This window comes from Streptomyces europaeiscabiei, assembly GCF_036346855.1.
Lineage (GTDB): Bacteria > Actinomycetota > Actinomycetes > Streptomycetales > Streptomycetaceae > Streptomyces > Streptomyces europaeiscabiei.
The window spans coordinates 2,944,762-2,967,156 of sequence record NZ_CP107841.1; the positions used below are offsets into that span (position 1 = coordinate 2,944,762).

Sequence of the window (22,395 nt, forward strand, 5' to 3'; positions counted from 1 at the left end):
CGGGTCGCCATGACCTCGAGCCCTTCTGGCCTTCCCGTCAGCACCACGACTTCGACCGGGTGTGTTGCCGCGCGATGAACGCGCCGGCCCTCTAAAGCCGTACACCCCGGCCTTCGGTCGGCGCGGAACGACGTACGTCCCTCGGCGGGTCCCCGACCACGAACTCGGTCGCCGAGGTATCCCGGACGAACCTCTCGCGCGAAAGAGCTGACCTCTCATGGCGAACACCCGTTCTCTGTCGACCGCCACCCCGCTGACCTCCGCGTCGGGCTCCGTCCCCGTCGCCATCCCCTCGCCGGGCGCCTCCCCCCGGCACCGGCTGCGTGCCGTGGGCCGGGACGAGGTCGTGGACATCACGGACTTCCTGCCGCCGGGCGCGACATGGCTGCCCGCTCCCCAGCACACCCTGCCCACGCTGCCGGGCCGGCCGCCGATGGTCGGCTACCTGGTACTCGTGCCGGCCGACCAGCAGCCGCCGGTGCTGCCGTTCGTGGTCGCGGACGAGAAGCCTGGCGACCACGTCGGCTCCGCCGCCGGTCCCGGTTCCGTCGGGGCCGGGGACGAGCTGGTCCGCGTCGACACCGTGCAGCGCACGGCCGAGGTCGGCGGACGGCCGCTCGACCTCACCTATCTGGAGTTCGAACTCCTCGCCCATCTCGTCGCGCATCCGAACCGGGTACACACCCGCGACCAGTTGGTCACCACGGTGTGGGGCTACGGGCACGTGGGCGACGGCCGGACGGTCGACGTCCACATCGCCCGGCTGCGCCGCAAGCTCGGCGGGGAGTTCCGCCAGGCGATCCAGACGGTGCGGCGGGTCGGGTACAAGTACACGCCCCCGCTGAGCCGTTGACGACGGGCCCGCTCGCCCCGGCCCGGCGGATCTCCTGAGGGGCCAGGCTCTCCTCAGCCGTATCTCTTCGGGTTGTATCTCCTCGGACCGGACCCTCCTCGGACCGGACCCTCTCGGACCGGACCCTCTCGGACCGGACCCTCTCGGACCGGACCCTCTCGGACCGGACCCTCTCGGACCGGACCCTCTTGGACCGGACCCTCTTGGACCGGACCCTCTGCGAGCGGATCCTCTGCGAGCAGATTCCCGTTCCGCACCGTCCGCCCGGCGGGCAGAGTCGGCCGTATGAGACTTCTGATGCTGGGTGGTACGGAGTTCGTGGGCCGCGCCGTCGTGGAGTCGGCGCTGGCTCGCGGCTGGGAGGTGACCGTCTTCCACCGTGGGCGGCACGCGCCGCCGGCCGGGGTGCGGTCGTTGCTGGGCGACCGCACCGCACCGGACGGGCTCGCGGCGCTCGTCGACGCCGCCGACGCCGGCTCCGCTTCCGGCGGGGGCGGGTGGGACGTCGTCGTCGACACCTGGTCGGCGGCGCCGCGAGCCGTCCGGGACACCGCGCGGCTGCTGTCCGGCGTGGCCGAACGGTATGTGTACGTGTCGAGTTGCTCGGTCTACGCCTGGCCCCCGGCCGCCGGGTACGACGAGCGGGCACCCCTGGTGGACGGCGGGTCGGCCGACGCCGACGCGACGGACTACGCCCGCGACAAGCGGGGCGGGGAGCTCGCCACGGTCGAGGCGTTCGGCGTCGACCGCTCGCTCCTCGTGCGCTGCGGACTGATCCTCGGGCCGTACGAGAACATCGGCCGGCTGCCCTGGTGGCTCAACCGTGCCGCCCGGGGCGGCCCGGTCCTGGCGCCCGGCCCTCGGGACCTCCCCCTGCAGTACGTCGACGTCCGCGATCTCGCCGCCTGGATCCTCGGCGCCGCGGAGCACGGGTCGAGCGGCGCCTACAACCTGATCGGCCCCTCGGGCACGACCACCATGGGCGAACTGCTCGACACATGTGTGCGGGTCACCGGCGGGGCGGCCGAACTCCGGTGGACCGCACCGGAGTCGATCCTCGACGCCGGGATCGAGCCGTGGACGCAGCTTCCGGTGTGGGTGCCCGAGGGGAGCGATCTGCACGACGCGCTGCACCGGGCGGACGTGTCACGGGCCGTACGGGACGGACTGCGCTGCCGGGACGTGGAGGAGACCGTACGGGACACATGGGAGTGGCTGACGGGGCTCGGCGGGGTCGCGCCGCGACGACCGGACCGGCCGGCGGTGGGACTGGACGCGTCGGTGGAGGCGAAGGTACTGGGCCTCTAGACGACAATCGGCATGCCGACGGCGGTTCTGACGTATCTTGGCCAGGGCCGCCGAAACTCCCCCTTCACGGACCCCACCAGGGACCTTCAACGCGCACACGCCGTAGGGGATCGGCAACTCCCGGTGTCCACTGGGGCGTTGAAACCAGTTTGTCCCACGAATCTCTCATCAATTTCTGAGTCGGCTGAACACTCCTGGGACTCCCCGCGTATTCGATGGCGCCGCTTCACTCCTGTCGGGCGCCTCGATAGCCCCGCAAGGAAGTCAGAGGAGTTCCATGGGACGCAACACACGCAAACGACGTTCGCCGCTGGCCGTTCGGGCCATTGCCGCATCCGCGGCGCTCGCGGTCGCGGGCGGCGGCCTGGTCTGGGCGAACTTCTACGCCTCAGCGGGCGAGTCGAAGTCCAAGCCCAACGCGACGCTGGCCTCCGCTCAGGTGGCCACCATCGCCTGCCCGGACGTCGGCCAGAAGCTGACGAACGTGCCCAAGAAGGCGCGCGCGGGTGTCGCCAAGGAGCTGGCGCTGCTGGACCGGCAGATCACCGAGGCGTACAAGCGCCTGGCTGACACGCGCCAGGCCCAGGCGGGCGACGCCAACTTCGTCAACAACGCCATTCTCGGCCCGCTGAAGTCCAAGCGGACAGCCACCATCGACCGGATCGGCATCAACATCCGGCGCGTGGGCGGCCAGGCTCCGCAGGGCATGGCCCAGCTCGCGGCCTGCCAGGGCAAGGCCGACCAGGCTCAGACCAACGCCGGCGGGGGCCAGGGTCAGAACCAGGGCGGCAACCAGGGCGGTAACCAGGGTCAGAACCAGGGCGGCAACGGCCAGAACCAGGGCGGCAACCAGGGTCAGAACCAGGGCGGCAACGGTCAGAACCAGGGCGGCAACCAGGGTCAGGGCGCCAACGGCCAGGGTGGCAACGGTCCGGTCGCGGGTGACTTCCAGGACATCACCAAGGTCCAGCCCAACGGCGGCCCGAAGGGCGTGAACGGCAACGGTCTCGCCGCGAACGGCAACGGCGGTTCGAAGGGCACGTTCACCACGAGCTGCGGCATCAACCAGAACGAGCTCCGCAACTCGGACAACGTGATCGTCGCCCCCGGTGTCAGCAACGGTGCCCAGCACCAGCACGACTACGTCGGCAACCAGAGCAACAACGCCTTCGCGAGCGACCAGGACCTGGCCAACGCGCAGACCACCTGCCAGAACCAGGGTGACAAGTCGTCGTACTTCTGGCCGGTGCTCCGTATCCAGGACGGTTCGAACGACATCGACGCCAACGCCCCCGGCGGTGGCGTGGACAAGAACGTCGGCAAGATCGTGGAGCCGAGCCAGGCCCAGCTGAAGTTCGTCGGCAACAAGAAGGGCAACGTCGTCGCGATGCCGACGGCCCTGCGCATCATCACCGGTGACGCGAAGGCCTTCGTGAACGGCCTGAACAACGCCAACACGAACTGGAGCTGCACCGGCTTCGAGGACCGTCAGCTGACGGACAAGTACCCGATCTGCCCGCAGGGCAGCTCCGTGGTGCGGACGTCCTTCTTCCAGAGCTGCTGGGACGGCCAGAACATCGACAGCGCCAACCACCGCACGCACGTCGACTTCGTCGAGGCGGACGGCAGCTGCTCGAACGGCTTCCAGGCCATCCCCCAGCTCCAGGTCCGCCTGGTCTACAACATCCAGGCCCCGCAGATCCAGAACGGACAGGTCGTGAAGCCCTTCGCGGTCGACTCCTTCCCGGAGAACCTGCACAAGCCGATCACCGACCACAACGACTTCATCAACTTCTTCAACCAGCAGACGATGAACAAGATGGTCCAGTGCATCAACGGCGGCCAGAACTGCAAGTAGTACCGAAGCGCTTCTGAGCCACAGAAGAAGCCGGCGGTGGGAGGTTCTCCCACCGCCGGCTTTCGTCCTGCCCGGACCGCTTCGAAGGCGCGGGACGCATGCCGCGTCCCGCGCGGTCAGCCGCTGTGGCTGTTGTGGCTGCCACCGGGGTTCATGTGCTCGGACCCCTCCTGGAGGTCCCCGCCGAGTGTGCCCTGCAGCCCGCCCACCGTCTTCTTCTCGCCGACGGCGACCCACTTGCGGCCGACGAGGTAGTAGCCGCCGTAGTCCTTGGCGCCGGAGAGCCACTCCGCCTGGCCTCGGTCGGTGGCGAAGGTCGCGAGGACGAACCTGCCGTCGAAGTCGCCGTCCTTGTTCGTGCAGAGGGCCTGGCGGATGGTGTCCGCGTCGGTCTGCATGTCCGGCTTGCAGCCCACCTCGCCCGCGATGTGCTCCAGCGTCCCGGTCGCCGTCTTGGGCACCGCGGCCTCGGCGTCGTCGCCCGAGCCGCAGCCGGTCAGCACCAGCAGGGCGGCGACCGCGCCGGCCGCGCTCCCCGCAAGCCTCATCCTCGTCAAACTCATCCGTACCTCCGGGTCCGTTCAGGCGACGTGAACTCGCCAGCTCCGTGCGCACCGTTGTTCACGGACGGTCGCCCCGTTAGCGTGCCGCCACTGTCGACACAGGGGGCACACAGACATGAACAGTCCGTCGCGACGCACGGTGCTGGGCTCGGCCGGTGTCATCGGCCTCGGAACCCACCTGCGATGGTCGGTCCCGGCCCACGCCGCAGAGAGCCCCGGCGAGGGCCCCGCCTTCGATACGGCTCCCGCGCGCTCCGCGCTCAATCGGCTGCTGCCCGGTCATGCCGGACAGTTCCGGCTCAGTCTGCTCGACCGGAGCGCCACCGTCGACCGGTTCCGTGTCACAGGCACCACCGGACGCATCCAGGTACAGGCCACCACACCGGCCACTTTGCTCATGGGCGTCCACTGGTACCTCAAGTACGTCTGCGGGGCCCACCTCGCCTGGAACGGCAGTCAGCTGGACCTCCCGAGCCGCCTCCCCGCGCCCGCCCGCCCCCTGGAGAGATCCACCGCCCTCCCCCACCGCTTCGCCCTCAACGACACCAATGACGGCTACACCGCCCCGTACGCGGACTGGCCGTACTGGGAACACCAGATCGACCTCCTGGCGGCCCACGGCTGCAACGAGGTGCTGGTCATCGCGGGTATGGAAGCCGTCTACCACCGGCTGCTGAAGGACTTCGGCTACTCCGACGAGGAGTCCCGGGCGTGGCTGCCCGCCCCCTCGCACCAGCCGTGGTGGCTGCTGCAGAACCTGTCCGGCTACGGCGGCCCCCTCTCCCCCGAGCTGATCGCCCGCCGGGCCGCACTGGGCCGGCGCATCACCGACCGCCTGCGCGAGCTGGGCATGTCCCCGGTGCTGCCCGGCTACTACGGGCACGTCCCCAAGCAGTTCGTGGAGCGCAACGGCGGTGACGCGCACGTCGTCGCGCAGGGCATCTGGCACGGCTTCGAACGCCCCGACTGGCTGGATCCGCGCACCGACTCCTTCGCCCGTGTCGCCTCCGCCTTCTACGGCCATGTGAAGGACGTGTTCGGCGAGGCGGCCCACTTCAAGATGGACCTCCTGCACGAGGGCGGCACGGCGGCTGACGTGCCCGTCCCGGACGCGGCCCAGGGCGTGGAGCGCGCCCTGCAGAAGGCCCACCCGGGCGCCACCTGGGTGATCCTCGGCTGGCAGGAGAACCCCCTGCCCGAACTCCTGGACGCCATCGACAGGTCGAGGATGCTGATCGTCGACGGTGTCTCCGACCGCTACGCCAGTGTCACCGACCGCGAACGCGACTGGGGCGGCACCCCGTACTGCTTCGGCACGATCCCCAACTTCGGCGGCCGTACGACCATCGGGGCCCGCACCCACCTGTGGAACGACAAGTTCTTCGCCTGGCGGGACAAGGCGGACAGCGCGCTGGTGGGCACGGCGTTCATGCCGGAGGCCACCGACCGCGACCCGGCGGCCTTCGAGCTCTTCTCCGAACTGGCCTGGACACCGAGGAAGCTCGACCGGCCCGCCTGGTTCTCCTCGTACGCCGACTTCCGGTACGGCGGCCGCGACGACTCCGCGCGCGGGGCCTGGCGGGCGCTGCACGACACCGCGTACCAGCAGCAGGCCGTGGAGCGCAGCGACCCGCACGACTCCCTGTTCTGCGCCCGCCCCGACCTCGCCGCGAACCGGGCCGCCGAGTACGCGCCGAGGACGCTGACGTACGACCCCGGCCGTTTCGACGCGGCCCTCGCCGGACTGCTGGGCGTGGCGGGCGGGCTGCGCCGGAACCCGGCGTACCGGTACGACGTGGTGGACGTGGCGCGGCAGGCGCTCGCGCACCGCGGCCGCCAGTACCTGCCCCAGCTGCGGGCGGCGTACCAGCGCAAGGACCTCGACACCTTCCGTGCCCTGTCCACCCTCTGGCTGCGGCTGATGCGGCTGTCCGACGAGGTCACGGGCACGAACGGGGCGTTCCTGCTGGGACCGTGGGTGAACGACGCCCGGCTGATGGCGACCAACGACGCCGAGCGGGCGGAGTTCGAGCGGACGGCGAAGGTCCTGATCACGGTGTGGGGCGGGCGGGCCACCTCCGACACGGGGAATCTCCACGAGTACGGAAACCGGGAGTGGAGCGGCCTCATGGCCGACTTCTACGTCCCGCGCTGGCAGAAGTGGCTCGACACCCTGGAGGACTCGCTCGCCACGGGGACCGCGCCGACGGCCGTGGACTGGTTCGCGTTCGAGGAGCCGTGGACGCGGGAGCGCAAGGACCATCCGCTGCGGCCGGTGGGCGACGCGTACCGGACGGCGGCGCGGGTGCGTGACGTGCTGGCGCGGGCGCCGTACCAGGGGACGCTGACCGTCACCGCGGAGCCGCCGGTGCTGCCGCCGGGCGGGAGTGCGCGGCTGTCGGCGGTCCTCCGCAATGTCAACGGGTTGCGGGCCACCGGGCGGGTGGACTTCGCACTCGGCGGCTTCGACGGTACGGCCGAGCCGGAGGGGCCGACATCGTTGCCGAGCGTTCCGGCGGCCGGGTCGGGGACGGTGCACTGGCGCGCGGACGCACCGGGTGCGCCGCTCGACCGGCCGCTACGGCCCCTCCCGTACGCGATCACGGTCAGGTACGGGCCCCGGGGCGAGGACCGGGTCGAGGGGCGCTTCGACGGGTCGCTCTTCGAGGCCGGGCCGCTGGATCCGGGGTGGAGCACCTACACGAGCAACGGGGCCGTGTTCGGGCAGCTGGCGGACCGGTTCGCGATCGACGGGGCCGGGGCGGATCTGTGGCGGGGGACCTCGGAGTTCGGCACGGTCTATCGGGCGGGGGTGTTCCGGGAGGGTACGTCCGTCACGCTCCGGGTCGATTCCCAGGCGGCGACCGGGAACTGGGCGCGGGCCGGGATCGTGGTGCGGAACCGTCTCGGTACGGCCGGGTCGGCGGGGTTCTTGAATCTGGCGGTCACTCCGGCGAACGGGGTGGTGTTGTCGTACGACAGTTCTGGGGACGGGACGCTCGATACGTATCGGCGGATCACGGGGGTCAAGGCGCCGGTGGTGTTGCGGTTGGGTCGGACGGGGACGGGGTCGTACACGGGTGAGTGCTCCACCGACGAAGGTGTGAGCTGGCGGGTGGTGGCCACGGTGGCCGTTCCGGGGGCGGTGGGTGAGGGGCAGGACGTGGGGTTGTTCATGAGTGCGACGAACGGGGGGAACGGGGCGCGGGGGTTGGTCGAGTTCAGTGGGTGGTCCCTCACCTAGCTCTTCTCGCCCCCGCCGCCCCTACCCGTCCCATCCCCAGGGGCTCCGCCCCTTCGCCCCCGAGCGCTGGGTGGGGTGTTCGGGGGTGGGGGTGTCCGGGGGTGGGGGTGTCCGGGGGTGGGGGTGTCCGGGGTGCGTGGGTGTGTGCGGGGTGCGTGGGTGTGTGCGGGTGGGTGGGTGTGTGCGGGTGGGTGGGGGCTGGTCGCGCAGTTCCCCGCGCCCCTGAAAAGCAGGGGCTGCGCCCCATGCTTTTCGGCCCGCACAGCCGTCGTCTTTCAGACCCGCAGGGCCTGGCCCTTCAGACCCGCAAGGCCTGGTCCAAGGGCGCAGGACCCCTGGTCCTTCAGGCCCGCGTCAGGCACCGGTCCCACAGGCCCGCAAGGCGTGGTTTTTCGGGGGCGCGGGGAACTGCGCGATCAGCCCCCACCCGCCCGCGCCCGCCGACGCACAGGCACCCCCACCCCAATAGGCGCCCCGCCCGACCCAGCGGAGCGCTCAGGTGACCATCTGACCATTCGCTCGTTTTGTTGAACGTGCAGTCACAGGATGTCGCCCCGCGCCCCGCATCTTCCCGCGCCCAGGAGTCGGTCGTGGACGTCGAGCAGGCGGAGGCCGCGCTCGTCGAGCACTATCCGCGTCTGGTCCGGCTCGCCTATCTGACGTTGCCGTCGAGCCTGGGCCGGAACCGCCGCGTTTTGACGGCCCACGCCCTGACGCAGCGGGCGCTGCCCAGGGGCCGCAGGTCGGCGACGCTCATCCCGGCGCAGGCGACAGGGACGGGGGCGGTGGCGGGCCGGGAGCGCAACCCCGGGTACGCCCTGGTCCGGGTGCGAGTCGTCCGCACCGCCCTGGAGGCGGGACTCCCCCTGCGGCGCAGGGCGTGGCCGAAGCGGTCCCAACTGCCGCCGCTGCTCCCGCACGTGTGGGGCCTGCGGCTCTTCCCCCGTTCGGGCGGCGCCGACGAGCTGGCTCTGGACCAGCGGCTGTCGGCGCTCACCTCCCCGGCTCGCGCGGCCTACGTGCTCCGCGGTCTGGAGAAGCTCCCCGACCCGGCGATCAGGGCGCTCCTCGAGGAGGCCGGTGTCGACGATCCGGCCGCGGCGCTGAAGGAGGCCGGCTCCGTGCCGGCACAGCAGTACGCGCTGCTCTCCTCCCCCGAGTACGACCCCTGTTCGCTGCACGCCCGCCCCACCGATCTGATGCGCCGCCGCCAGCACCTGAAGGCCGCGCTGGCCGCCACGGCCGCCGTGGTCGTGTGCGGGGCGCTCCTCGGACTGCCCGGGGAAAGCTGGGGGCCCGACGGCGCGGCGGCACCCCCGTACGCGCGGAACCCGGCGGCCCAGGCGGCCCTCGATCCGGGCCGGTTGACGACGGCGACGGCCACGGCGTGGCAGACGACGGGGCGCAGCGACTTCACCACCTGGCCCGCGCGCGGCGACCTCGTCAAGGACAAGGCCCTGCTGCGGCGGGCCCTCGCGGTCTGGGCCCGCCCCGGCGAGTCCGTGCAGGTCGCGGTCACTCTCGGCACCCAGGCAGGGCCCCCGCCCGGCCCTCCGCAACTGCTGTACGCGGGCAAGGTCGACAACCTCCGGGTCGTCCTGCTCCACGACGGCCTGCGCATCGCCCGCTACGCCGAGCCCCTGGACGACCCGGGCGTGGCCGCCCTCGACCTGACCCGGGTCGATGGGGCGACCGGCGCCGGCGCGAGCGCCCTGGTGCTGGGCCGGGCGGACGGCAACGTCCGCTATCTGACGGCCCCGTGGGTGCGCGGGGCGGCCGTACGGGATCTGGCGAAGCCCGACGCGGCGGTGCGCAGGCTCGCGCTGACGAAGGACGGGACGACGGCCCCGTTCGCCGGCCCGGCGGTGCGCACCGGGAAGTGCCGGTCGTGGGACGTCCTGCAGCTGACCGATGCCACGGGCGGTACGCGGCTGCTGACCGACCTGTTGGAGGTGGCCCCCGCTCACCTCACGGTCGGCCGCCCGTCGACCGCCTCGCCGGGTCGTGACGCCTCCGTCGCGCCGGCGGTCTGGGCGCCCTTCGCCTGCTCCCTGGCCGCCGTGCGGTCGCAGGGCGTGCGGTCCGTGAACGCCTGGCAGTTCGCCCGCCAGCCGCTGCCCGACGGCAGCGGCCGGGCCGACTGGGTGTGCACCCGCAGCGAGACCTGGCGGGGCGCGGGAACCCGGGCGCTGGCCCAGTTCAACACCGCGGCCGGCGCGTACGTCACGGCCGCCGCCGACGAGGTCCCCGCCTGCGGCCCGGCCGATCCGCACGTCCTCGCCGCCGGGCCCTGGAAGTCCGCGACCGGCGACTCGTACCTGCTCGCCGCCGGCAGCAGGGGCACCGTCTTTGTCGAGTTGAGCGGCGGGGTGAGCGGTTCGGCCCGGGGCAACCTCCTCGCCGTACCGGCCGAGGAGGGCGCGCAGGCCGAGTTGCGAGGCACGCTGGCGAACGGCCGGGAGATCGGCGGACTCCAGTCGGCCGGGTGACCGCTCATGGATCGAACATCTCTACGCGATCCAGGCCATGGCAGGCTGGAATCAATCGGTAGGGTGTTCGTATGCAAACCGGTACGCGCCGCAGGATGGGTGTGGAGGAGCGGCGGCAGCAGTTGATCGGGGTCGCCCTCGAACTGTTCAGCCGGCGCTCCCCCGACGAGGTCTCCATCGATGAGATAGCGTCGGCGGCGGGCATCTCACGCCCGCTCGTCTACCACTACTTCCCGGGCAAACTCAGCCTGTACGAGGCCGCGTTGACGCGTGCCTCCGACGATCTCGCGCACCGTTTCGTCGAGCCCCGTGAGGGCCCGCTCGGCGCCCGGCTGCTCCGCGTCACGCACCGCTTCTTCGACTTCGTCGACCAGCACGGCCCCGGTTTCTCCGCGCTGATGCGCGGCGGCCCGGCGGTCGGTTCCTCCCGCACGAACGCTCTCATCGACGGCGTACGCCAGGCCGCGTATGTCCAGATCCTTTCGCACCTGGATGTCGACGCCGTGCCCGCCCGCCTCGAACTCGTCATCCGCTCCTGGATCTCCCTGGCCGAGTCCACGGCCCTCATCTGGCTCGACGGGCGCCGCATCCCGAGGGAGGAGCTGGAGGTCCAACTCGTCCACGACTTCGCGGCCCTCGCGGCGGTGAGCGCGGCCCAGGACGAGGAGATGGCGGACCTGCTCCGCAGGATGCTCGCCGAGGAGCCGCCGGACGGCCCGTTCAGCGAGATGGCGGGACGCCTGGTGGCTTTGGGGCGCGCCACCATCTAGGGGCGCGGGGAACTGCGCGAGCAACCACGACGCCCTCGCACCAGGCAGTCCCCCGAAGTCCCAACGGCGCCTAGATCTCGAACTTCCGGTACGAGGGATCAAGGTCGCGCACCTCAGCCGACGCATGAAACGCCAGCCCCTGCCCCACCTTCACGAACTCCCGAAGCAGTTCCAGCACGTTCTCGGTCAACGTCACCTTGGTCTCGTCGGTCCGCCCCGCGAGCAGCCCGAGCGTGACGTGCACGATCGCGTGGCCGTCCGTGTCGGGCCCGACCACCGTGTCCTCGGTGGCCCGGAACTGCGTCTTGCACGCCTCCGGCTTCGCGGCAGCGGTCCGCACGACCTCCTCGTGCAGGGCCTTGGCGAACGCGGGCCGGTCAAAGCCCTCGGAGAGAACGGCGGAGTAATCCACGGTGATCTGCGGCATGGGACGCCCCTCATACAAGGTCAACTACAACAAGGCAACCCGGTCAGCCTAGCCGCAGGCGCAACGCGAGCATCGCGATGTCGTCCTCCCGGTCCCTGCCGAAACAGTGCAGCAACGTGTCGCACAGCGCGACCGTCCCGGCCGGGGCGCCCGCCGCGGCGGCCCGCAGTTGTTCCAGGGAGAGCGAGAGATCGATCCCCCGGGTTTCCACGAGCCCGTCCGTGACCATGAGCAGCCGATCCGTCGGCCACAGCACCGTCTCCGTGGGCTCGGGCCGGTCCAGGCCGAGCCCCAGGAGCGGCCCTGCGGCCTTCACGTACTCGGCCTCTCCCGAGTCGCGGACGATCAGCGGCGGGATATGGCCCGCGTTGGCGATCCGTACGCGCCCACTGCCCGGCTCGACGAGGGCCAGACAGACCGTGGCGGTGACGTCGGGGTGGTAGTGCTGGAGCATCCGGTCGAGCCGCCGGGCGAGCGCCACGGGGTCGGACTGCTCCACGCAGTAGGCGCGCAGGGCGTGCCGGATCTCGACCATCACGGTGGCCGCCTCCAGCGAGTGCCCGACGACGTCGCCGACGGCGGTGAGGACGCCGTCGCCGGTGGACAGGGCCGCGTAGAAGTCGCCGCCGATCTCGGTCCGGCGGGACGCGGGGACGTATCGGACGACCACTTCGAGGCCGGGAAACTCGGGCACCCGCTTGGGCAGGAAGCTGTGCTGGAGGGTGAGCGCGACATGGCGCTCGACCTGGTACATGAGGAGGGGCTGCGCTGCCAGGGCGGTGGCCTGGGCGAGACGGGCGACCAGGCCCGTGGCGTCGGATGCCGTGCCGCGGGTGCCCCGCACGGGTGTGGCGACGCAGACGGGTGTGCCGCTCTCGGTGCGGGCCAGGACCAGCCGGGCGTCCTCGGCGACGCCGGGCCGGAAGAAGCCCGCGGGCCACAGGGGCGCGGGGACGACGGTGTCGTGCGGCCCGGGGTCGCCGTCGGTGACGCGGCGGATGAGCCGGGCCACGGTCTCGTGCGCGCCGGCGTCGGGGAGGGTGGTGCGCGCTCGGGCCCGGGAGGTGCCGCTGCAGAGGTGGCCGTCCTCGCCGAGCACGAACACGGCGGCGGGCGACCGGGTGAGCCGGGCGGCTCCCTCGGCGGCGGCTCCGGCCAGCTCCTCCAGGGTGCGGGCGGCCTGGACGTCGACGATGGTCTCGGACAGCAGGGTGAGCCGTCGTACCAGGGCCTCGGCGCCGTTGCGCATACGGGCGCCGCGGACGGCCGCGCGGACGACCGCCTGGATCTCCTCCGGCTCGGCGGGGACCGTCAGATAGGCCTCGCCGCCCGCGTCCAGTCCCCGGCAGCGGTCGCCGGGGGCGACGGCCGCCGCGGAGAAGTGGACGACGGGCAGGGCCGCCGTCGGGGGTTGCGCCTTGAGCCGACGGCAGAGTTCGAAGCCGCTCATGTCCGGGAGGCCGACGTCGACGAGGGCCACGTCGGGCAGGGCTCCCGAGCGGAGCCGCAGGTCGAGTTCGGCGAGCGCCTCACCGGCGCTGGCGACGGGGACGACACTGTGTCCGGCCCTGCGCAGCACCGCGCCCATCGCGTACCGGCCGGCGGCCGCGTCGTCGACCACCAGCACCGTGGTGCCTGCTGCGTCGGCCATCAGACTCATGAGGCTCTCGTCGTCGCTGAAGCTCGGGTGGTGCGGGCCGTCCCCTCTCCGCCCGCACCACCCAAACTAGCGCTCTACCGGTCGGATCGTGCGAATACCGCCACGGTCCGCCCCGGAACGACGAACGTCCCCGATTCCGCTTCGTACGACGAGGTCCGGACGGTAGAGTCCGCACCCGCCGCCTGCACCGGGTGCAGGACGTATGCCGTCCCGGCCAGGTCGTCCACGGTCTGCTTCCGCTTCTCGGGGGTGGCGTTGAAGACGACGACGAGGTCGCCGAGTTCCATGGTGATCACGCCCGGGGTCTCGTCCTTCCCCGACAGCGGGAAGGACAGCTTCGACTGCACCTGCCCGGTCGTGTCGAGGGAGAACACGCCCTCCGTCGTACGGATTCTCAGCAGGTCCCGGTAGGCGGCCGAGGCCCCCTCGATCTGTTCGCAGCCGACCCCGACGGAGGTCAACAGGGGCTTGGCGTAGGGCCACTTGGACTGGTTGTCGGCCGCGAGGGGCAGTCCGCGCCCGAAGCCGTTGCCGTCCCGGCAGTCCCAGTGGATCGCGTTGAACCAGTCGCCGCTGTCGTAGGAGTTCCGGTCGAGGGACTTGGACCGCAGCAGGTCGGTGCCGGCCTGGGAGAGCGCCGGGCCCTGCGAGAGGGCGGCGGTCGCCATGGCGAGGACCTGCATACGGGCCCGGTCGGCCGCGCTCGTCGACTTCGGCAGCTTGAAGGCCAGTGCGTCGAACAGGGACTCGTTGTCGTGCGCATCGACGTAGGCGAGGGCGTCGCCGGGGGCGTCCGCATATCCGGCGGCGGCCCCGTTGTAGTCGACCTCGGAGCCCTTGACCTCCTTGCCGTCGGTGTCGGTGAACCGGTAGTTCGCGAGGTTGCCGCTCAGCCCGACCTTGATGAGGTCCTGGTAGTGCAGCAGCCGTGCCTTCTGCTCGGCCGGAGTGCCGTTGTCGTCCGCGGAGTTGGGCTCGGTGTAGAGACCGGAGGCGAAGCCCTGGACACCCGGGTCCTCGTCGAAGGGTCCGCCGCCGCGCACCGCGTCACGGGCCCGGTCGGAGAAGGTCGCGACGCCCGTCCCGGCCATGTTCTTCTGCGTGGCCTGGGTGAAGCGCGCGTCGTCGGCGACCTCGCCGAAGTTCCAGCCCTCCCCGTACAGGATGATCTTCTTCCCGTCGACGCCGTCCTTCTTGAGGGTCAGCGCGTCGAGGGCCTTGCGCACCGCGAGGATGTTGGCCTTCGGGTGGTGCCCCATGAGGTCGAAGCGGAACCCGTCGACCTTGTACTCCCTGGCCCAGGTCACCATCGAGTCGACTACGAGCTTGCCCATCATGGTGTTCTCGGGCGCGGTGTTGGCGCAGCAGGTGGAGGTGGCGACGGAACCGTCGGCGAGGAGCCGGTGGTAGTAGCCGGGGACCACCTTGTCGAGGACGCTCCTGTCGGCCTGGCCGCTGGCCGGGGTGTGGTTGTAGACCACGTCCAGCACGACCCCGAGGCCGTCGCCGTTGAGCGCCTTCACCATCTTCCGGAACTCGACCGTGCGCCGGGTGCCGTCCGGGTCGGTCGCGTACGAGCCCTCGGGGACCGTGTAGTGGTAGGGGTCGTAGCCCCAGTTGAACCCGTCCTTGGCCGCGGCCTTCGCGACGCACTCCTGCTGCTTGTCGGAGTCGGCGGCGTACGAGCCGAGGTCGCAGTCGACACTCGCCTGGTCCGCCTTCCTCTCGGGGATGGTGGCGATGTCGGCGACGGGGAGGAGGTGCACGTACGAGGTGCCCGCCTTCGCCAGCTTCCGCAGATGCTTCGAGCCGTCGCTCCCCCGGTCGGTGAAGGCGAGGTAGGTGCCCTTGTCCTTCGCGGGCACGGTCCTGTCGTCGATGGAGAAGTCCCGGACGTGCAACTCCTGGATCTGCGCGTCCTTCAGCGGTACGGCCTTGGGCTTGGTGTACGACGACCAGCCGCTCGGCGCCAGGGACCTGTCCGCCAGGTCGACGACGAGGCTGCGCTCGGAGTCGGCGGTCAGGGCGACGGAGTACGGGTCGGTGACCTTGTTGGTGACGACCTCGCGGACGCTGGGCGCCCACACCTTCACGACGTACCGGTAGGGCTTGTTCTTCCAGGACTTCGGTCCGGTGACGGACCAGACTCCGGTGGCGTCGTCCCGCTTCATGGGGAGCGTCCTGCCGTCCAGGTCGAGGGAGACCTTCTGCGCGGTGGGCGCCCAGACGGCGAGCGTCGGACGGCCCTTGGCGAAGGTCGGGCCGAGGTCGGCGTTTGCCGCGCTCCTGCCGTACAGGTCGTCGAGCACACCGGCGATCTGCACGCCCGTCGCCGCGAGCACGGCCCCGTTGGCGGCCCGCTGGGAGGCGACGAGCTGGCCGCGCAGGGCCGCACGGACCCGGTCGCGGTCGCGCGGGTCGACGGTCCAGGCCGTGTACGACTTCAGGTGCGGGAACCTCGCCTTCTGGGCGTCGGTGAGGGCCGACTTCGTGAGGCGGAGCCACCGCTCGTCGGTGCCGGTCAGCGCGCCGTCCTTCGCGGCGATGGAGCCGGTGCGGGAGGAGAGCAACTGGGTGGACGCGGCGGTGTCGTCACCGTTCCACGCGACGGTGTTCCGGTCGATCCAGACCGCCTTGGAGGTGGTCAGGTCGAGGGCGGCCGCGCTGCCCGCGGGCTGCGGGAGCAGGTACTTCTCCTGGCCGTTGAGCAGCCACACCTCGTGGCCGTCGGCCTTGAGGTCGAGCGCCTGGTCGGTGGAGAGGTCCTTCTCGTCGCCCTTGTGGATGATGTAACTGAGGCTGGTGGCCCCGTCGGTGAGGGGCACCTCGAAGACAGCGCCGTAGGCGTCGGTCCGCACCGGTTCCAGGGGCTTGGACCAGTCCGTGGGGTTCGCCGCGCCGGACCAGACGTGCAGGCCCCAGCCGTCGTGGTTCCCGTCGGCGCGGTGGTAGTGCAGGACGGCCTTGGTCTTGTCCTGCTCGGGGTAGTCGGCGGCCGGCTTCTCCGTCAGGACGGCCTCCGTGCCCTGCTCGACCCAGATCTCGCCCGTCTTCGTGACGTCGATCGAACGGTCGGCGGGGACGTCCTTGTTGCCGTCCTTGTCGATGACGAGGTAACTGACGTTCGAGGCGCCGGGCTTGAGCTTGACGTAGGCGAAGGCGCCGTACGCGTCCCGCCCGACGAAGTCGTGCCCGTCCGGCCAGGTCGTCCCCTCGCCGTCGGCGATGTCGCCCCAGGCATAGAGCCGCCAGTCGGTGTAGTCGCCGTCGGCGCGCTTGTAGTGGACGATCGCGTAGTCGCGTGAGGAGGCCGTGGGGGTCTCGGGGGCGGGCGGGGTGCCCGTGGTGGAGGTCGCGGTGGCACTCGCCGTACGTCCGGCTCGGTCGATCACAACTGCCTTGTACCGCAGGGCGGTTCCGGCGGCAACGTCCTCGCCGATGGTCTGGGTGACCCGGTACGGGGCGTGGTCGGCGGAGCCCAGCGTCTGCCACTTGCCGTTGCCGACCTGCGCGGCGAAGACGACGCGGTTGAGCTGTCCCCCGTCGACGTCGGCGCCGATGTCCACCGTGCCGGTGGCACCGCCGGCCGGGGCCTTGAGGGTGAGGGACGGCTCGGTGGCGGGCTTCGCGAGCGGGCCGGCGGCCTTGAGGACGATCGCGGACCCGGCCGGGACGGTGACGGTGACCTTGCGGTCGGCGTCGCTCGTCACCTTGGCGTCGGTCCCGTAGATGCCCTTGAAGGCCATGCGGGCCGAGCCGGTCGGGAAGTCCGCCGTCCTGGCTTCGCCCGCGTTGTTGAAGGCGACGACGTACTCGGTACCGGTCTCGGTGTCCGTGCGGGAGAAGGCGTAGACGCCCGCGCCGTCGGCCGCGTAGCGCTCGGTCTGGACGCCGTCGGCGAGGGCCGGGTTGGCCTTGCGGAGCTTGGCGAGAGCACTGATCCGCTGGTAGAGCGGTGCACTCGTGTCGTACGCGTCCGAGGCGTGGGTGCGGTCCGTGCCGAGTTGGTCGTCGTCCAGGTAGTCGGCGACCTCGGAGGCGAACATGGTCTGTCGGGAGTCCTTGTCACCGCCCGGGCCGGTGAAGCCCTGCTCGTCGCCGTAGTAGACGACCGGGTTGCCCCGGCTGAGGAACATCAGCTCGTTGGCGAGCCTGTCCTTGGCGAGCAGTTCGGCGTCGTCGGCCTTCGGGTTGTCCTGCTCGACGAAGGTCCCGATCCTGCCCATGTCATGGTTGCCGAGGAAGGTGACCTGCTCGTACGCGTTGGCCTTGTCGGTCGTGTACTTGTAGTCGTCCCCGAACACCGAGGCGAGCTTCTGGGCGCTGCCGCCCTGGGAGGCGTACGCCCGTGCCGCGTCCTGGAAGGGGAAGTCGAGCGTGGAGTCGAGGCGGCCCTGCGTGACGTACGGGGAGGTCACCGACGTGTCGGCGGAGTAGACCTCGCCGAACATGAAGAAGTCGTCGCGGCCCTTCCTCGCGGCGTACGCGTCGAGCGCGGTGGCCCACTGGGTCCAGAACTCCGTGTTGACGTGCTTCACGGTGTCGATCCGGAAGCCGTCGATGTCGAAGTCCCGCACCCACTTCTCGTAGATCTTCTCCATCCCGCTGACGACCTCGGGACGCTCGGTCCACAGGTCGTCCAGCCCGACGAAGTCGCCGTAGGTGGCGGACTCTCCGGCCCAGGTGGAGTCGCCCCGGTTGTGGTACATCGTCGGGTCGTTCAGCCAGGAGGGGACCTTGGCGTTCTTCTTGGCGGTGGGGACGACGGGGGTGCGGGGGAACGAATCCCGGTCGACCTTCGGGAACCGTTCGCTCCCGTCCGCGTGGTGGGCGTCGTCGAAGGGCTCGCCGTCCTTCGTCAGATAGGGGAAGGCACCCTTGGAGAGGTAGTCGTACGACTTCTGCTCGTAGTCGACGACATCGGCGGTGTGGTTGGTGATGACGTCGAAGAAGACCTTCATACCCTTGGCGTGGGCCTTGGAGATCAGGGTCTCCAGGTCCTTGTTGGTGCCGAAGTGCGGGTCGACCTGGGTGAAGTCGGTGATCCAGTACCCGTGGTAGCCGGCGGAGGCGTTCTCGCCGGTGCCCTGGACGGGCTGGTTCTTGAAGATGGGCGCCATCCAGATGGAGGTCGTGCCCAGGCCCTTGATGTAGTCGAGCCGCTCGGTCAGGCCCTTGAGGTCGCCACCCTGATAGAAGCCCTTGTCGGTGGGGTCATGGCCGGTGACGAGGCGCGAGCCGGTGAGGCCGCCCTTGTCGTTCGCCTTGTCACCATTGGCGAAACGGTCCGGCAGGACGAAGTAGAACTGCTCGCGGGTGAGGTCGTGACGGGCGGCGCTCTTCGCCAGCTTCGCGTCGGACGGCGGTGCGGGCGGGGTCGCGGCCCCGGCCGCGAGGGGCTGGACGAGCGCTGCGGTCAGCGCGGTCACGGTGACCGCGCCGACCACTGCGGCCCGTCCGGCGTGGGTGGTACGGCGCCTCGACGGCGTCGGCCATCTCGGTATCACAGATGGACTCCTTGCGATGACGGCTCTGATGGGTCCGACCCCGCGCGACCGTATCGCCGCCGAAAGCTTTTCAGCAAGAGGCTTGAAAGTAACGGAAAGAACTTCCAGGGGTGCTTGTCGCGGTCAGCGGGTGGAATCCCTCAGCAGGTGGACTTGCCGGTGTAGATCGCGAGGGCCGTGTTGGCGCCGAGGGTGGCGGTGAACCGGCCCGAGCCGTTGACGGTCACCGTCGTGTTGTTCTGCACGTTGCAGTAGGTGCCGGCCGCGAGGGAGGTCTGGTACGTACGGCTGAGGCTGCCCGACTCGTGGTTGATGGCGACGAAGCCCTTGGTGCCCCGGCCGAAGGCGATCGCGTCGCCCCCGTTGTCCCACCAGTTGGTGACGGCCTCACCGCGGGTGGCGTTGCGGAAGGGCACCATGCGCATGATCTCCGGCCAGGCGTGCTGGCACTTCCACCCGTCCTGCCAACAGGCGTTGACCGTGCCGCCGTTGGGCGGGCCTGCGTCGGTGGAGGAGAACTCGTAGCCGGAGTTGATGTCGGGCGCGCCGTAGGGGTAGGCCAGCATGAAGACATTGGCCATCGTGTAGGTGGCATTGTCCTTGTAGCTGAGCGTGGAACCGTTGCGCTCGGTGTCGTGGTTGTCGACGAAGACCCCGGCGACGGAGCTGCTCATGTAGCCCCAGCCCTCACCGTAGTTCTTCAGGTAGGCGAGGTTCTCGTTGTTGAAGACCCGCTTGAGGTCGAAGGCGTACCGGAACTCCTGCACGTCCCCGTTACCCGTGTACTCGCTCGGCTGGACAGCCTCCCCGGAGCCGTAGATGGCCTCCTGTTTCCAGTACACGGACGTGTTGCTCAGTCGCGACCTGATGTTGGCGAGGTCGGCGGCGGGAATGTGCTTGGCGGCGTCGATCCGGAACCCGTCGACGCCGTACCCGAGCAGGCTGTTCATGTACCCGGCGACGGCCGACCGGACGTACTCCTCACCGGTGTCCAGGTCGGCGAGGGTGACGAGCTCGCAGTTCTGGACGTTGGCGCGGTTGGTGTAGTCGCTGATGGTGGCGGTGCAGTCGTCGAAGTCGAAGGAGGAGTAGAGACCGGGGTAGTTGTACTTCGTGTACGACGAACCACCGGTGCCGGTGCCGCTCCCCGCGGACATGTGGTTGACGACGGTGTCGACGACGACCTTGACGCCGGCCGCGTGGCAGGTGTCGACCATGTTCCGGAAGGCGGTGGCATCCCCGAGCCGCCCGGCGATCTTGTAGCTGACGGGCTGGTACGACGTCCACCACTGCGAGCCCTGTATGTGCTCGGCGGGCGGCGAGACCTGGACGTATCCGTACCCGTTCGGTCCGAGGGTGTTGGTGCACTCCTTGGCGACGGAGGCGAAGCTCCACTCGAACAGGACGGCGGTCACGTCCTTGGTTCCGGGCGGCGACGCGTACGCGCTGCCCGCGGGCACCGCCAGCGCGATCGACGCACCCGCCGCGAGAGCGAGCGCACCGGAGAGGGTTCTGCTGGTCATGTGTGGGGTCCTTCTCCGTTGAAGGGGTCCGAAGGATCAGCCGAAGGGCCTGGGGAACCCGACGCGATCCACGCAAGATCCGTTGCCGTTTCTTGCTGCAAGATGGCTGAAAACTTTCAACCGACAGGAAGGTACGAGTCCGCTTGTCGCACGGTCAACCCTCCGGACACACCTTCTTGACGCCCCCGAAATCTCTTCACAGGGCGGGCTGTTGGGGCGGCGGGACGTCAGGAGAGGTCCGCGAGGTCCTCTCGGGTGAGGGTGATCGACCCGGCGGCGGTGTTCTCCTCCAGGTGCTCGAGTGAGCCGGTGCCGGGGATGGCCAGGGTGACGGGAGAGGCGGCGAGCAGCCAGGCCAGGGCGATCTGCGGGACCGAGGCGCCGTGTCGCCGCGCGACCTTGGTGATGCGGTCGCCGGTGAGGTCGGTGAGGCCGCCGCCGAGGGGGAAGAACGGGACGTAGGCGATGCCGGCCTCCTCGCAGACGGACAGGACAGCGGTGTCGTCACGCCTGTCGGCGTGGAAGTGGTTCTGGACGGCTGCAACGGGGGCGATCGCGCGGGCCTCGGCGAGGTGATCGACGCCCACGTTGCTCAGGCCCAGGTGGCGGATCAGGCCCTCCTCACGCATGGCGGCCAGGACCTCGAAGCGTTTTGCGACGGACTCACCGTGGGGTGGCAGCCCTGCGCCCCCGATGCGCAGGTAGACCAGATCCAGGCGGTCCACGCCGAGGGTCGTGAGGTTCTCCTCCACCAGCGGTCGCAGGTCCGCGGGGTCGGTGGTGGCGGCCAGGCCGCCGTCGGGGGTGCGCAGCGGGCCGACCTTCGTGGCGATGACCAGGCCGGCCGGGTAGGGATGGAGGGCCTCGCGGATCAGGGCGTTGGCACTGACGGTGCCGTCGCCGCTGACGTAGAAGGCGGCTGTGTCGATGTGGTCGACGCCCAGTTCGACGGCACGGCGCAGGACGGCGCGGCCGGTCTCGGGATCGCGGGCCGGACCGTGGAAGGTGTTCGTGGGCAGGCGCATGGCCCCGAAGCCGAGGCGGTTGAGCGGCAGGTCGCCACCGAGGCGGAAGGAGTTGTCATCGTTCATGAACTCAGCCTGGGCGAGGGGTTGTTCGGGTCGCGAACCGCTGGCAGGTTACTGCCATCGGGCACAATGGCGGGGTGGCAGAGATCGTGACCATCCGCGGTGACCTGGAGCTGCTCACCCGTACCGGGCATCTGTTCTCCTCCGTCCAGGAGGAGTTCGTCTGTGCCGCCCGCGACCTCGACACCTGGCCCCGCCCCGAAGCCCGCCGGACCGCCCGTGCCCGGTTACGAGGCAGCGGCTCTCACCGGATCCGCAAGCTGCTCAGCACGGCCTCGCTGGCCGACGAACACAGCCGTGAGCACCTGAGCGAACTCGCCGACCGGGGCGCCCTGGTGCGGATCGCCGCCACCGCCCTCCCCCACGAGACGATCATCATCGACCACCGCTTCGCGATCCTGGCCGGCGCGCACTCCCCCGGCGGCCGCGAGTACACCCTCACCACTGCTCCCACCCTGGTCGCCGGGGTGTACGCCCTGTTCGAAGCCGCCTGGGAGACCGCCACCGACCTCAGGGCCTTCCTCCGCGACGAGCGGCCCCGACTCGACGCCGAGAGCCGGAAGGTCCTGCGCGCACTGGGCTCGGGCGCCACCGACGAGACCGCCGCCCGCCAACTCGGCATGTCCCTGCGGACCTACCGCCGCCGGGTCGCCGAACTGCTCGACACGTTGGACGCGGGGTCGCGGTTCCAGGCGGGGGTGCGGGCGGGTGAGCTGGGGCTGAGCGGCTGGAACGGGCCGTCCACGGCCGCGCCGCCGTTCTGTGGTCGTGGGTGAGCCTGCGGTGGTGCACCGTACGGTTCGTCAACGGGGCGCTGTGCCGTCAGGCCCTCTCCGCCGCCGGCCTCCAGGCCAAATCCAGCCGCTGTGAGAGCCGGCGGATGAAGGCCGGGTAACGGGCGGACAGCCTCACCCGGACCGGCACGCCCGTTCCGCAACGGGTGGTGCGCCCGACACCGTCCATCGCCACCGGCAATCTTGTCGAACTCGACGAAGGGCAGCTGGAGCGCGGCCGACAGGGCTTGCCGTGGCCACGGCCCGCTGCCTCTGCCGATCTCCCATCCGCCGTGACGCTCGAACCCGCGAGCGTTCATCTGCCGCCGTCG

13 protein-coding genes are annotated in these 22,395 nt (G+C 70.7%); 7 read left to right on the plus strand and 6 right to left on the minus strand.

Annotated elements, in window-relative coordinates; translation table 11 throughout:
* The first annotated feature begins 217 nt into the window (after window positions 1–217).
* From OG858_RS12790 to OG858_RS12800, 3 genes are all read left to right on the plus strand, one after another.
* Window positions 218–853 (plus strand): winged helix-turn-helix domain-containing protein, encoded by a 636-nt coding sequence (locus OG858_RS12790; protein WP_327743706.1) that lies wholly within the window; start codon window positions 218–220, stop codon window positions 851–853.
* A 285-nt stretch (window positions 854–1,138) separates the two neighbouring features.
* Entirely contained in the window at window positions 1,139–2,161 is a 1,023-nt protein-coding gene (locus tag OG858_RS12795; protein ID WP_256960418.1) for an NAD-dependent epimerase/dehydratase family protein, read from the plus strand.
* 277 nt (window positions 2,162–2,438) lie between these two features.
* Entirely contained in the window at window positions 2,439–4,019 is a 1,581-nt protein-coding gene (locus OG858_RS12800) for a DUF1996 domain-containing protein (protein WP_319064597.1), read from the plus strand.
* A 116-nt stretch (window positions 4,020–4,135) separates the two neighbouring features.
* Here OG858_RS12800 and OG858_RS12805 read toward each other — a convergent pair whose 3' ends face one another.
* Window positions 4,136–4,582, minus strand: coding sequence for a hypothetical protein (locus OG858_RS12805; protein WP_179200984.1), 447 nt, complete (start codon window positions 4,580–4,582; stop codon window positions 4,136–4,138).
* A 115-nt stretch (window positions 4,583–4,697) separates the two neighbouring features.
* Here OG858_RS12805 and OG858_RS12810 point away from each other — a divergent pair, with 115 nt between their 5' ends.
* The 3 genes from OG858_RS12810 (at window position 4,698) to OG858_RS12820 (ending at window position 11,085) form a co-directional block, all read left to right on the plus strand.
* Window positions 4,698–7,826: an alpha-N-acetylglucosaminidase gene (locus OG858_RS12810; RefSeq protein ID WP_327743707.1), complete on the plus strand. Its 3,129-nt coding sequence runs from the start codon at window positions 4,698–4,700 to the stop codon at window positions 7,824–7,826.
* Window positions 7,827–8,359: 533 nt separating this feature from the next.
* A complete protein-coding gene (locus OG858_RS12815; protein ID WP_086749749.1) occupies window positions 8,360–10,315 on the plus strand; it encodes a hypothetical protein in 1,956 nt (651 codons plus the stop codon).
* 71 nt (window positions 10,316–10,386) lie between these two features.
* Complete coding sequence (locus OG858_RS12820; RefSeq protein WP_086749747.1) at window positions 10,387–11,085, plus strand: TetR/AcrR family transcriptional regulator; 699 nt, start codon at window positions 10,387–10,389, stop codon at window positions 11,083–11,085.
* Between the two features lie 70 nt (window positions 11,086–11,155).
* Here OG858_RS12820 and OG858_RS12825 read toward each other — a convergent pair whose 3' ends face one another.
* From OG858_RS12825 to OG858_RS12845, 5 genes are all read right to left on the minus strand, one after another.
* Window positions 11,156–11,512, minus strand: coding sequence for a 5-carboxymethyl-2-hydroxymuconate Delta-isomerase (locus OG858_RS12825; protein WP_037693939.1), 357 nt, complete (start codon window positions 11,510–11,512; stop codon window positions 11,156–11,158).
* Between the two features lie 43 nt (window positions 11,513–11,555).
* Window positions 11,556–13,163: a fused response regulator/phosphatase gene (locus tag OG858_RS12830; protein WP_319266729.1), complete on the minus strand. Its 1,608-nt coding sequence runs from the start codon at window positions 13,161–13,163 to the stop codon at window positions 11,556–11,558.
* Window positions 13,164–13,246: 83 nt separating this feature from the next.
* The gene (pulA, locus tag OG858_RS12835) at window positions 13,247–18,679 is read right to left on the minus strand and encodes a pullulanase-type alpha-1,6-glucosidase (RefSeq protein WP_328544900.1); all 5,433 of its coding nucleotides are present in this window, start codon (window positions 18,677–18,679) and stop codon (window positions 13,247–13,249) included.
* A 140-nt stretch (window positions 18,680–18,819) separates the two neighbouring features.
* The gene (locus OG858_RS12840; protein WP_086749242.1) at window positions 18,820–20,202 is read right to left on the minus strand and encodes an alpha-amylase; all 1,383 of its coding nucleotides are present in this window, start codon (window positions 20,200–20,202) and stop codon (window positions 18,820–18,822) included.
* A 227-nt stretch (window positions 20,203–20,429) separates the two neighbouring features.
* Window positions 20,430–21,293, minus strand: a complete 864-nt coding sequence (locus OG858_RS12845) for an aldo/keto reductase (protein WP_086749243.1) — start codon at window positions 21,291–21,293, stop codon at window positions 20,430–20,432.
* A gap of 74 nt (window positions 21,294–21,367) precedes the next feature.
* On the opposite strand from OG858_RS12845, the gene OG858_RS12850 reads away from it, so the two are divergent.
* Window positions 21,368–22,066, plus strand: a complete 699-nt coding sequence (locus tag OG858_RS12850; RefSeq protein ID WP_319064601.1) for a helix-turn-helix transcriptional regulator — start codon at window positions 21,368–21,370, stop codon at window positions 22,064–22,066.
* Window positions 22,067–22,395: the final 329 nt, after the last annotated feature.